Genomic DNA, 13,131 nt, shown 5'->3' on the forward strand with positions numbered 1-13,131 from the left:
GGCTCAACGGTATCTTGCTCTGCGATGCCCCAGCCGCTGCCGCGTCTAAAAGCTGAAAAGCAACAACAGGAGCACAAGCCATGACAGAGGACAGCAAAGCGAAGGCCCAACCTCGAAGGCGTGGAAAGCCGATAGAGGTGTGGGTGACTGACGAGGAAAAGGCGACCATCACGAAGTGTGCCGAAGAAGCGGGTATGTCCCGTTCGGGTTACCTCCGAGCATTGGGTTTGAATACGCCCATTCGCTCGGTCGTCGACCTGAAGGCGGTGGCTGATCTATGCAAAATTAACGGCGACTTGGGGCGGGTTGCCGGCTTGTTGAAGCTTTGGCTTGTGGAGAAAAACGGCCAAGGAGCCAGCTCCACCGAGGTTGAGCGGATGATGGTCGAGTTTCGTGAGTTGCAAGCTGGTATTCGGGAAAAAATGAGCACTGTCGTTTTCGCTCGAAAGCGTCCGGACTGACGTCTCGAATTCTTTGGATTGTGCAATCCAATTCTGGGATGGCAATTGCTAGAGTTGTGTCTTGCCAGACCACCGCTGGGGGCTTTTTTGCCGCCCTAGCCAGAAGCTATTATCGGAATGCCACAGCGAGCCGAGGATGCTAGCTTAGGTGCAATGAAGTGCTTACTAACGGTGCCGCTACCGCTGCTTGGAGATTGGCGATGTTCGAAGAAACAGTCCGCGCATTAACAAAGCTTGCCGAAGAAAACTCTATCGTTGCAATCTCCGCAGACGATGACAACTACTTTGATCGCGAGTGCCCCGCGCCAGAATGCTTAGCTCAGTTTAAGGTTCTCATGGCAGATTGGAACGACAAGGTGAGGGACGAAGAAGTCTTTTGTCCGTTTTGCGGCCATACCGCTCATGCTCAAAGTTGGTGGACGCAGGAACAGCTGAATCATGCTCGGGACGTTGCTCTAGCGAAGGTCCAAGCGGCGTTAGGTGGTGCGCTTCGCCTTGATGCGCAGAGATTTAATCAGAGGCAGTCCAAGAGTGGATTCATCTCGATGAGCATGAAGGTAGATAGCAGACCTCAGCATGTCCCGATTCCTTATGCTGCGGCAGTACCCATGCGTCTTAAGATCACCTGTGGTGACTGTGGGTGTCGGTACGCCGTTGTTGGGGCGGCGTATTTCTGTCCGTCTTGCGGGGCAAATGCTGCGGAGCTTGTCTTCGACCTCACGGCCCAGGGCATTCGGCAGTCGCTTGAAGCAGTTGACGCCATCAGAGCTGCTATTCCAGACGCAGACACTGCTGAAAACACGTGCCGTCTAATTGTTGAAAGCGCTTTGCAGAACGCAGTGACCGCATTCCAGAGGATTGCAGAAGCACTTCACGCGCGCATAGCACCGGCCGCTAAGACCCGACGCAACGCATTTCAGAATCTTGCCGAGGGTTCGGCTCATTGGGCTGCCGCTATAGGAGGCGGTTACGATAAGCATCTTTCGGCCGTCGAGATGGATAAACTGACAATAGCATTCCAGCAACGCCATCTACTCGCTCATACACAGGGTGTAGTCGATGATGATTACATCCGGAAAACCGGCGACACACGGTATAAATCTGGGCAGCGTTTGGTCATTAAGCGTGAGGCTGTGGCAGAAGCCCTTAGTCTGGTCAAGCAACTGACTAATGGCATTCGCCAGGACGCGAAGGATAAAGGGTAAACTTGTCTGGAAAAGTGGCAACGAATTGAAAATAATAAGAAAGTAAGAGTCGCCGTTTGGCCTAAATAGTAGCCATACTTAATTAGAGTGCGAGGCAGTAAAGCTGAGGATTTCAAATCTAGCCCCCTGCCACCTCTTCAGTCAGCCTAGGCTTACTGAGAGGTGGCGAGGAGTCGAGACCCCAAGATGCATGCGGACCCTAGGAGAGCAAGCTTTCGTACATAGAACAACTCACTCAAAGCGCTGGTGTGTGCGACCGCAAACGGTCTTCGTAGTGCATGCAGCGCTTGAGTTCAGTATACCTCCTGGCTAACCTTGGCGTCCAGTTCTTTGGAAAAATCAAAGTTAGCCCATTTGGTAAACCAGTAGTCATTATAAGATTGAAGCCGCGAAAGATCGGAGCCGGTCATCCCATAGTAACTCAGTATAGGCTCTTTCGTTTCTCTGCTAACGTACGGGCACACTAAAAGATCTAAGGCCAGATGAGTCATCTCAGAACTACCTATCAAGGAGCCTCTATTTTGAGCGAAGCGTTGCAGGACATAGGCCTCTAATGCGGATCTTATCTCTGAATATCGAACCTTCTTGCCTATATAGAACAATAGGGTAGTTATTGAAAAGTAGTCCAGTTCGTTTCTTGTTGTGTAAGCCCCATCAATTGTTTCGAATCCAAAACAGCGAGCAAGGAGGCTCTCGCTTACGCGATAATTTTTTCCGAGCTGACCCATCAGTACCAATAGATACATGATTTCAATTCGAGCACTTTTGCCATCCGAATACTTATCAATAATGCTGACGCATCTTTCGTGTATTACTTGTGAAATTAGTGCTCCATAGCTAAGGCCAATCGAGTTCTCACTATAAAACGCCAGTATTCGCTGGCAGATTCTGCACAGTTTTATAGTTGTGTTCACCTTGGGTGAGACAGCGTAAACGAAGAAAACAAACCATAGCAGAGACTCTAGCGCCTTGGAGAATCCCTTATCTAGGCCTGGTGCTCTTTCTACTTTTTCATAAGAATCAATCAGTGCGCCTACCTTCCTCTCAACCACGGAAAGCGAATAGTTAAGCACATCCCCGTACCCGACACCGGAGGCTGAGAGAATTGACTTAAAATCTGTAACTAAAGCTGATCGTCCTATATAAATCTCTCCTCGAGGACGACTTTCACCATCTTTTAAATCGCTCGCAATGTTCCATTTGAGTGAGCTGTCAAACAAGTCTGATATTTTTTTCTTGGCAATAGATATCGGAGTGATCATAGGTCTTGACAAGGTTTCTTCCTTGCCTTTGTTTAAAGATAGCTTGAATCGTTTTAATATCTCTTGTAATAACATTTTAGTTTGATGGCAGCATTCTTCACTATTGTAAAAAACGAAATAATCATCCACGTATCTGTAGATTTTAAAGTCTTGGTCCAGCCTCCATCCTTTTTCCATTAGACGAGCCGACACCTCGGTATCTACAGCTTGCAAAATAATTTCAGCGAATATTCGAGATACTTCGGGGCCAATTAATATGCCATTTGTTTCATTGTAATTCACCTTCTGCATCAAGGAATCAAATTTGCTGCCAAAGGATTCCTTTAAAGGTGTCATATATGTCTTTGAGTAATTCTTTCCATATATGGCCCATGGAAGAGAATGGGTGTATATGCCGTCAAAGCAGCCAGAGATGTCGTACTTTGTCAAAAACTTAAAGTCGCGTTCGCACTGAAGGTGTTCTGGGGACTCATAAAACTTAAAAACATTGCTGAACTTCTCGTAAACAAAAAATGATCTTAGGTTTTCATAGTTATCGCCAGAGACCTCGACCAAAGTGTCAATCGGGCCCTGCTTTTCTATCAGGGTTCTGCTATCTATGAACGTACAACCTGCAACTCTCTTAGGGGATCGCAGGCTAAAATCACTTTTGCCAGCAAAGTAAATTATAAGGTCTTTATATTGCTCATAAAAATCCACAACTAGTAGTTGGGCTTTCGGGTGCATGAGAGCAAGTTGTCGCAGCTGATCTTGCTTGTGCGTTGTGAAAAAAGCAAAGGGAACGCTATGGTAATCCGTTTTCGTTTGAGAGACATCAACGTAAGACTTCTCTCGGGTACTAGTGGTATCACGCTCCACAACGACATCTGGCGGGATGCTTAGTAGTATCTTAACCAGGTTGTCGAGAACACTATCCTTGGAGTTCCACTCTATTATTGAGCCTGAGAACCTTACATTGTGTTCACAAAGAAACCTATAGAAATACTTATTCGAGAACACGATAGGTACTTCGTACGGAAGAACGTCAGAAAGCACCACTCTTTGGATTGGAAAATTTATTGATAGTGCTTTCTTAGGCATGTTTCCATCCTCGAGATATTTCTGACAGTTTTTTCGTGCTGAGATTTCTGAACTCTTTCTTGGTAAAGCCATTTTCGAAAGATAATCGAGAAAGCTTTCTTATTAGTCCCGTATCCGTTAATAAGTTGATCTTGGCTAGAAAAAATCTATCCAAGCCTCTTAGTTGAGAAAGCTCAGTTATATGCTTGTTGCTATAGTATACGCCAATAAATGCATTGCTTTTTCTGTTGAAAAGCCGCATATTTCCTGTTAGGAATAGGCATCTTGTAATAAGCTCTCTAGCTGCCTTCTTGGGGATAAATGCTACTTTGGCATGGTAGTCTTTAAAGGATTTTTCTATGCGCTCTCGATACTTTTTTAACTTGGCAGTGCTCATTCTGACGGCGCGGCTGCTTGGGGAAACGTCAAACTCATACCCAAGATATGTAAATTTTCCGCGCTGTTCATCCATTAAGTTCAGTTCTTGAGTCTTGTCATTTAGAGACAAGCCTTTCTTGGCGAGAAGCTCGCCGAAGGAAATCAGATATTCATTGGCTGCCTCCTTCTTCTCAGGCGCAAACATCATTATCATGTCATCTACGTATCTAGCATAATAAAAAATCTCATCGTGTCTTCTGACTTCGGCATCTATATATGCTAGGTATATTTCCGACAAGTATGCACTTATTCCTACTCCTCTAGGTAATCCTCTATCTGCACCTGATAGCTTCAAGTAGTCGCCCAAAATCCGAGTTATAATTCTCTTAACTAGTACGGAGAGCTGGGGTGATTGATGAATGCTTTCTAGCAAATCTTTGTGCTGCACGGACTCATAAAAAGATTCTACGTCTGCCCGCAAAATAAACTTTGGTGAGCCGTCCATAGCCAGCGATTTGACTTGAGCTACCAAGATGTCTCTAGGCGGCATCTCGACATGATAGACATCCTTTAGAATTTTTTGTACGAATCTTATTGCGAGAATTTGCGCTAAATCTCTCCCAACCCCGTATACTGTCTTATTTCTAATTGGCGCCGGTAATACATTTAGCTCGACTCTGAAGTTTTTTGACAGAATTTGACTAGAGATTTTTTCTAGCGCGGTATCCACAAGCTCAGAGTGAGATTCCTTACGCCCTTTTATGACTTTATTTAGTCGGCCGAGGCGAAGCTCATAAAATTGAGCGGTTACTGCACCGGTTCGATTCTTATATCTGAGGAGCGACTTAGATTTCTTTAACTCATAGATATGCGTACGTAAGGCGTATGCGTCGGGAATGTATCGCTCTTCTAAGTCTCCGCCTTTCTCGCGGTCTTCATCGAGCAATTTATTCAGATTTTTTATCGAAAATGCCTGGTCAATAGACACGATTAACTGCCCTGTTAGTCCGAATGTGGCTGTCCATGCAAGGGATCAGCTATATCTCAAAATGGTACGATAGCGGTATAGTGCCATCATTGGCTACGGCTCGACCAATTCGACAGCTACAGTGCAGGCTCACGGCACGCTGAACGTAGCGGTGCTGAGTTCTAGGTTGGTGGGATCGTGACCAACCTACGTTGACCTGGTCGCAGTGGGATAGGAAAAAAGTAACAAGCGAAGTCGTAGCGCTCCTCGGTGGGTGTGTCGCCTACGCCCACCACTTCGCCTTCAGTAAATGGGGTGGCACCAAATGAAAGACCGTCCTCACGACGAAGCAATGTCCGAACAGTTCCACGCTGATCCGGCCTATGCCGCCGAACTGCTGGCCGAAGTGCGCCGTAACGGCGACTTGGCCGAGCTCGCTACCTTAATGAGACAGTTGACCATGGGGGGGCGGCAGGACAATTGGTGGAGCGCTGCCGATGCGAAGGACACGCTGCCGTCTTTATAGCGGTATATGGTATATTTCATGGTATTTTTGGCTTATCTATTATTAGGTCGTTGTTTTTAAAGGGTTTTAGTTGTAAAAAATAATAGAGTGGGAATGATTGGGCGTCCGGCATTGTCCGGCACCCTCTAGCAAAAAGTACCCTGAAGCCCGCTTAATTGCGGGCTTTTGGCTTTTTGGGGCTCGCCAAAATGCCCGTCAGTTAAGCCTTTTTGTAGGAGCGAGCTTGCTCGCGAAGAACTTGAGAGCGCCGCGTTTACCTAGCAAACACGCGTTATCGTTGACGTCCTTCGCGAGCAAGCTCGCTCCTACAGAAAGCAGAATCGGTTTAACTGACTGGCATCAGGGCTCGCCAGGTTCGCCGGTGATGGCGGTCGAGAAGGCGCAACTGTCCAGCGCTACTACCACCAACCCCCCCCAATGGATTACCGGCGGCCTTCGCACACCGGTGATTCGCCGATGCGGCCTTCCTTGCACAGGTCAATGTTATCTGTGCGCTTGAAACCGGCGTCTTTCATGCAATAAAACCGCGTGAGTACCTAGTCAATCGGCGTCCTGTCCCCCGTCCCTATCAGGTTGGTATAGCCGCAGGCGGTCATAGCACTCTTGACGCCTTCTTCAGACACTCCGATTTTCTTCCAATTGGTAAATTCCGGCGGCGGAGGTTGAAAACCCCGGCCCGTGCAGCCAACCAATAACACAGCGCAAAAACTCAGCAACAGGCTCTTGATGAGCATGGCGTTCTTCCTCATGGTTTGACTCATATATCGGATGCGTCGTATCAGCGAGCTTGTCGAGGTAGTGTCGAGGGCTGCTCAGGAGCAATTAGAAAAACTCATCCAACAAGCAGTAAAAAGCCATGCGCTGCTCATCAGGCTCCACACCATACAGCTCAAAGAAGGGCCTTACCCATTGCCGTCCCAGGTTGCGTTCGACGCTGCGTGCCGCCAGGGCCAGGTCTTGATAGCGGTCACTGACTCCAAGGCGACCGCAGTCGATAAAACCACTGAAGTGACCGCCCGCTGCCATGAAGTTTGGCAGGCACGCATCGCCGTGCGTCACCACCAGGTCGTGGGTGGCGGGCCGTGTCGCGAGGAGTTCGGCAAACACATCGCGGACGCTGCGTCCCAGTCGCTCATCGTCGAAGTCCGTCCCATCAATCAACCCGGCGTCGACGTGTTCCCGGGCGACGGTGATGCGCTGTTCCAGGTTGTGATCGAAGGGGCATTGCGCCACGGGGACCTGGTGCAATGTGCGCAAGGCGGTGGCCAGGACGTCGATGACCTGCGCGGCAGAAAGCGCGCTGCTGCTGGCCAGGTCCTGTCCCGGCATGGCGCTCATCAGCAGCCAGTGGTGATAGTTTTCCTGCACTTGGTCCAGTACCACTGGCGCTGGCAGGCCCTGTTGCTGCAGCCAGTGCAGGCGTTCGATTTCGTCGGCAAGCTCGGCGTGTTCGACCAGGGGCTCGGCTTTCAGGAACAGGTCTGGGCCGTTGTCCCTGCGCAGTCGAAACACGTCAGCCCGGGACTCGCCGATGGCCTGTTGTTCGATGAGTGCGAGGGGGAACTGTTCACGCCATTTTTCTGGAATGTTCACGGTGCTGTCCCGGTCCTCGCCTGAGCGTTGTCAAACGCCGATTAAACACCGTTTGGCCTCGGCTTGTCATGGGCGCCCCGCGCGGCAGGCGTTTTACTGCCTGGCGCGCGGGGGGGGGGCGTCAAGCGGGCAGCCGGCATTGCAGGTTCAAGCCCATATTGGTGAGGGCGCTGGACAGCTTTTCCAGGGTCGCGAAGTGCACGTTATGTACCCCGGGCCAGGCCGGCCGGTCGATGGAGAAGCTACCATCGGCCAATCGGTTGATGGGGGTACGGACGACGCTCATGGCGCGGCTGTGATGCAGCAGGGTATAGCGGCCCTGGCTTGCATCGATCAGGTACATGCCCTTGCGAAACAGCAGCCGCTGGTTTTGCTCCAGGGTCCTGTGCACCAGCGGTGCCTCCACTTGCACCCGCAGGTCGGCATGCAAGGTGTCGAAGCTGTCTCCGACGTGTTCGTGGGCAGGTGCACTGTCGCGGTCGATGTCGATGCCGGGGTCAATGCGTATGTCGCTGCCTTGCCCGGGAAGCACCTCCTCGACCCGCAGTCCGATGCCGCCGTGCAGTTCACTGATACCGGCAAAGCCATTGAAGGTATTGATGTTTCGCGCGCCAGTGAGCACCAGCCACTTGCCGCCGCCATTGAGGGCCTGGTCGGCCTGGATAATGGTATGGGCGAGGTAGTTACTCATCGCTTGCTCTGAAAGGTTGGCGGTGGGGTTGGGGTACTTGTAGTGGGCGACGCAGTCCAGAGCCTGCACGCGGATGCCATTGGCCCTGGCAGTCTTGACCAACTCCAGCTCGTTGTACTGGCCTGCCGGGTCGGTGCCCAGCCGGTTCAGGTAGCTTTCCAGGTCTTCGGACATCACCCCGGTGCGCGAATAGAGGTTCAAGTCATCCTGGACAAAATCGTTGAGCAGGCGGCGCAGATATAGGGTCTTCACACCTTTGCGCGCGAAGAGGGGCAGGTTGTCGATCACCAGGCGGGTGCTGGCGATGCGGTCCAGGGTTTCACCGATGACGTATCCGGGTATGTCTTCGGGCAGGCGCTCGATGATTTCGGCAAAGGGCGTAGTGGGCTCGAACGCGGGGATGTCCGGGCGCGCTGGAAGTCGGTTCCAGGGCAGTTCGGTAAAGAAGTCTTTCGCCGTTTGCAGCAGTTTGTCGTGAGTGACGCCGAAGTAATACGTGAAGCGGTCGATGCGCCCGAAGCGGCTTTGAACATGGGTTTCAGGCAGGCCCAGTACCCACTTTCTTATGTGCGTGCGGGTCGAGGGCGGGGTGTCGAAGGGGGTAGTGACCCGGCGCAGCGGGTTGACGGGGGCAGTCACCGGTTCCTCGCTAGGGGAGGGCGCTGGCGTGTGTGCGGCCTTGCTGGAGTTGCCGCCACCGCCTTTCAACCCTTTGCTGGCGCTGACGGGTTCCCATTCGTTGAGTTCGTTCAGGCGCACTGGCAGCGAGCCGGAAAAGCCATGGGGGTTACTTGGGTCGACGATCGCCCAGAAACCGTGGCCGTTGGGGTCGGCTTCGTAGCGTACGTAATAGGCTTCATCGTTGAGCATAATGGCGTGCTGCGGCATGCCGCTGGAGGTTTTGAGGGTATAGACCTGGTGAAACTTGCCGGGTGCGGTGTTGAGGGTTTCACCTTCCAGGATCAGGTTGCTTTGGTAGCTGGCAGGTACGGTCGGTTCTGGCGACACGGGTATAACGGCGGGCGTAGTGTGTTCAATCGCCACGGTATCGACTGTTTCGGCGATCTGCGGCATGACGCCGTCGGCCTTCAGCAGCGTCAGGTTGAACACCGCATCGATAGCACTGAGGACCGCGCCCAGCGCTCCCGCGCGGCGTTCGGCCGGGGTTTTGCCATTGATTGCCTGGTCGATATTCAGGCCCAGACTGGCCACGCTGGCGCCCATCACCACCAGGGCCACCGGCCAGCCTGCCACGGCCATTGGTCCGAAGGTCTTGCCAAAGGCGGCCAGGTAGCCGATCCACAGCTTCTTGCGCAGGTCGCCGTTGCTCTGCAGGGAGAACTGCGCATCGTTGTCCATGCGCGCACGGCTCGATTGTGCGAGCCAGGTAAAGGCGTCGCCGTCGAGGGGCTGGTCGGCTTGATTGATCAGGTGGTGGTCCCACGTGCCCCAGTCGATAAACAGCTGGTCGAGTTGGTGGTTCAGGCCTTTGTCCACCCAGTCTGGCGGCAGCGTGCCGGCCACGGCCTGGGCGGTGCGGTAGATCAGCACGGGCGTCAGCAGCATTTGCTTCCAGGTCACGGCGTCGGTGTCGTCCTGCTGGACCTGGGCCGACAAGGGGAAATGGGCCATGAAACGCGCGCGGTTATCGGCGCGGTTGGTCTGGTTCAACAGCCAGAAATGCAGGTCGGCAGGCGTTTCAAGGCAGTGGAAGGCCTGGGCCTCGCCGGGCACGTAGAGGATTTGCCGACCATCGCCATCGACAATACGCAGGATGTCCGTGGCGATATGCCCGCCAATATCCAGTGCCGCCACGCGTAGCCCGCTTGCCGGGGTTGCCTCGGCTTGCAGGTCGGGCAGGGTCGGCGGCCAGCCCAGGTTGCCGGCAAGGGCCTTGATCACCTTCTGCAACTGCTCCTCGTCGAGGTGCCCGGCCTGTCGCGCTTGCAGGGCCTGGGCCAGGCAATTGACCTTGGCCAGGGTGCGGAAATGGTGGTGGTGGGTACTCCAGAATTGCTCCACGCGCGTGGTGTAGCGATCGCTGAAATTGATCGCCCAGAAATCATGGAGCACGGCGCTGGCGGACAGCTGCACTTCGTTGTGCTGATCGAACACTCGCGCCTGGGCACCCTCGCTGTAGAAGCCGCCATCGCCGTCGAGCAGGTCGGCATTATCCTGGTCATGCACCTCGAAGCGGTGCATGACCAACTGCGTCAGGGTCATCGATGCCTGGGGTTTTTCGTTATGGCTCCAGCCGGTAAAGGTCGCCGGATCACCGGTGCCGCGGTTGAAGCGGTGCCAGTACACCTGATCGGGATCCAGGTGCGCCAGGCCATGTTTCGTGAGGATTTCACCGGCGGCCTCGATGGCCATCGCCTGCATGTTCGGGCAGGCATCCAGTACCACGGGGGCCAGGGCGCGAAGTTGTTGCTGGGCGGCGGGGGATGTGTCGGCAAGTGGCATGCTGCTCTCCTTGAGGGGGGGAGGCGAGCATGCCAAGCGCTTCAGAGTGGGTGTGGGTAGATAATTAACGCCGGGCGATATCGGAGAAGTAGAACTTATCCAGGGTATGCCGCGACTCGGTGTACTCGAACTGGCGCCCATCCTGCAAAAACGTCTGGTTGCTCACCACGATCACATGGCTCTGGCCGTCGAGGTCCAGGTGCGCCTGGTCGTCCTTGCTGCGGGGCAGGGCTTCGATGGTGCGCTGGGCGTAGCTGATCTGCAGGTGCAGGGTTTGTTCGATGAAGGCGTAGATCGACTGTTCGGCAATCGTCTGGTCCAAGCCCGGGATCAGCTCGGCAACGAAGTGGTTGATATCGAGGATCACCCGTTTGCCGCCAATGCGCCGCACGCGCTTGATGCGGGTGATCAGGGTGCCGGGGTCGGCCTCGATGTGTTGCAGCAGCGAACCTTCCAGCGGGAGTTGGGTGAACTCAACCACTTCGGTGCGTACGTCATCGCCCAGGTCGGCGTGGGTTTCGTGGAAGCTGACGATGCCGCCCAGTTGAAACTCAATCGGGTTGGGCGACAGCACGAAGGTGCCCTTGCCGTGGATTTTTTGCGCAAACCCGCGCTCCTGCAACTGCTCGATGGCCCGGCGCACGGTGCCACGGCTGGCCTGGTAGGTCTGCATCAATTCGGTTTCAGAAGGCAGGCGCGTGCCGCGTTGCAGGCGTTCGGTGGTGATGCTGGCAAGCAGATCGGTGTAGATCTGGTTGTATTTACTCATGGAGAGGGCTCTGTGCCGCGTTTGCGTTCAAGGCAGGAACCTTAGTGGCACAGGTGGGCTTTGTCCATTGGACCCTTGGAAAGCGCTGGGCGAATATTTTTACAACTCGTACAGACGAGTTGTTGCTTTAACTCGTACAGACGAGTACTTTTGCCCTCGGCGTGCTGCCAATAACAAGAATCTAAAGTGGAAGACCAAGCATGAGCCACGACTATTCCAACATTGCCCGCGAGATTCTCCTGAACCTCGGCGGCAGCGATAACCTTGAGCAAGCGGCCCACTGCGTGACGCGCCTGCGCCTGGCGCTCAAGGACCCGAGCCTGGTCAACGCCAGTGCGTTGAACCAGGTCGACCTGGTCAAGGGCTCGTTCTTCACCGGCGGCCTGTTCCAGATCGTCATCGGCCCCGGCGAAGTAGAAAAGGTCTACGCCGCCCTGCGCGAACAGACCGGCCTGGCCGCCGCCACCATCGCCGACGTGAAGAAAAAGGGCGCCGACAAGACCAACGCCATGCAGCGCCTGGTGCGGGTGTTCTCCGATGTGTTCATGCCCATCCTGCCGGCGCTGATCATTGCCGGCCTGCTAATGGGCATCAACAACCTGATGGGCGCCAAGGGCATGTTCATCGAGGGCCAGACGCTGCTGGAGGCCTATCCGAACCTGGATGGCCTGTGGAGCCTGATCAACCTGATGGCCAACACCTCGTTTGTGTTCCTGCCGGCGCTGGTGGGCTGGTCGGCGGCCAAGCGTTTTGGTGGCAGTGAAATCCTCGGCATCGTGCTCGGCCTGATGCTAGTCCACCCGGACCTGCTCAATGCCTGGAACTACGGCAAGGCGGTGGCCGGGCTCGACGGCCAGAGCCTGCCGTACTTCGACATTCTGGGCTGGTTCCAGATCGAGAAGGTCGGCTATCAAGGCCAGATCCTGCCGATCCTGATGGCCGCCTACGTCATGAGCGTGATTGAAAAATGGCTGCGGGCGCGGGTGCCGAATGCCATTCAATTGCTTGTCGTGCCGATCACCACCATCGTCGTCACCGGCGTGCTGGCCCTGGCGATCATCGGCCCGGTCACCCGGCACCTCGGCATCCTGATCACCGAAGGCGTGGTCACCCTGTTTGACCTGGCGCCAATGGTGGGCGGGGCGATTTTCGGCCTGCTGTATGCACCGCTGGTGATTACCGGCATGCACCACATGTTCCTTGCCGTGGACCTGCAACTGATCTCGACCCAGGGTGGCACGTTTATCTGGCCGATGATCGTTATGTCCAACCTGGCCCAGGGCAGTGCAGCCCTCGGCGTGTTCTACATGAGCCGCAATGCGCGAGACAAAAGCATGGCCTCGACCTCGGCGATTTCCGCCTACTTCGGCATCACGGAGCCGGCGATGTTCGGGGTCAACCTGCGCTTCAAGTTTCCGTTCTATGCCGCGTTGCTGGGTTCGGCCCTGGGCAGCATTTTCCTCTCGCTGAACAAGGTCCAGGCCTCGGCCATCGGCGTCGGTGGTTTGCCTGGGTTTATCTCGATCATCCCGCAATACATCCCAAGCTTTGTGATCGGCATGGCCGTCGCGATTGTGGTGCCGTTTGTTCTGACCTGTGGGTTAAGCATGAAAATTGTGCGGCCGGGTTATCGCGTCGCCTGATAGATCGCTATCGCAGGCAAGCCAGCTCCCACAGAGGAATGCATTTCAACTGTGGGAGCCGGGCTTGCCCGCGATGAGGCCCGCAAGGCCGCTACAACACTCAATTGAAGGAAC

Annotated in this window: 9 protein-coding genes and 1 pseudogene; 4 read left to right on the forward strand and 6 right to left on the reverse strand. The window is 54.3% G+C overall.

Features of this window, described 5'->3' with window-relative positions; all coding sequences use genetic code 11:
• Positions 1–80 precede the first annotated feature (80 nt).
• Together ACSSVH_RS05170 and ACSSVH_RS05175 are read left to right on the forward strand one after the other, a co-directional pair.
• Positions 81–461: a plasmid mobilization protein gene (locus tag ACSSVH_RS05170; protein ID WP_492634176.1), complete on the forward strand. Its 381-nt coding sequence runs from the start codon at positions 81–83 to the stop codon at positions 459–461.
• 200 nt (positions 462–661) lie between these two features.
• Complete coding sequence (locus ACSSVH_RS05175) at positions 662–1,666, forward strand: hypothetical protein (RefSeq protein ID WP_492634177.1); 1,005 nt, start codon at positions 662–664, stop codon at positions 1,664–1,666.
• Positions 1,667–1,959: 293 nt separating this feature from the next.
• On the opposite strand, the gene drt3b is transcribed toward ACSSVH_RS05175, so the two are convergent.
• Entirely contained in the window at positions 1,960–4,008 is a 2,049-nt protein-coding gene (drt3b, locus tag ACSSVH_RS05180) for an antiviral reverse transcriptase Drt3b (protein ID WP_492634178.1), read from the reverse strand.
• Positions 4,001–5,353, reverse strand: a complete 1,353-nt coding sequence (drt3a, locus tag ACSSVH_RS05185) for an antiviral reverse transcriptase Drt3a (RefSeq protein WP_492634179.1) — start codon at positions 5,351–5,353, stop codon at positions 4,001–4,003. Before drt3a ends, drt3b begins: the two co-directional genes overlap by 8 nt.
• Positions 5,354–5,657: 304 nt before the next feature.
• On the opposite strand from drt3a, the gene ACSSVH_RS05190 reads away from it, so the two are divergent.
• Positions 5,658–5,858: a transcriptional regulator gene (locus ACSSVH_RS05190; RefSeq protein WP_492634180.1), complete on the forward strand. Its 201-nt coding sequence runs from the start codon at positions 5,658–5,660 to the stop codon at positions 5,856–5,858.
• A 422-nt stretch (positions 5,859–6,280) separates the two neighbouring features.
• Here ACSSVH_RS05190 and ACSSVH_RS05195 read toward each other — a convergent pair.
• From ACSSVH_RS05195 to treR, 4 genes and pseudogenes are all read right to left on the reverse strand, one after another.
• Positions 6,281–6,592, reverse strand: a pseudogene (locus ACSSVH_RS05195) (hypothetical protein).
• Positions 6,593–6,680: 88 nt separating this feature from the next.
• On the reverse strand, positions 6,681–7,451 hold the full coding sequence (locus tag ACSSVH_RS05200; protein WP_492634181.1) for an APH(3')-II family aminoglycoside O-phosphotransferase: 771 nt from the start codon (positions 7,449–7,451) through the stop codon (positions 6,681–6,683).
• A 121-nt stretch (positions 7,452–7,572) separates the two neighbouring features.
• Positions 7,573–10,605 (reverse strand): dermonecrotic toxin domain-containing protein, encoded by a 3,033-nt coding sequence (locus ACSSVH_RS05205; protein WP_492634182.1) that lies wholly within the window; start codon positions 10,603–10,605, stop codon positions 7,573–7,575.
• Between the two features lie 64 nt (positions 10,606–10,669).
• The gene (gene treR, locus ACSSVH_RS05210; protein WP_169956677.1) at positions 10,670–11,374 is read right to left on the reverse strand and encodes a trehalose operon repressor; all 705 of its coding nucleotides are present in this window, start codon (positions 11,372–11,374) and stop codon (positions 10,670–10,672) included.
• Positions 11,375–11,574: 200 nt separating this feature from the next.
• Between treR and treP the strand changes: the two genes are divergently transcribed.
• The gene (gene treP, locus ACSSVH_RS05215; RefSeq protein ID WP_170042963.1) at positions 11,575–13,017 is read left to right on the forward strand and encodes a PTS system trehalose-specific EIIBC component; all 1,443 of its coding nucleotides are present in this window, start codon (positions 11,575–11,577) and stop codon (positions 13,015–13,017) included.
• Positions 13,018–13,131 lie beyond the last annotated feature (114 nt).

This window comes from Pseudomonas sp. HC1(2025), assembly GCF_058742075.1.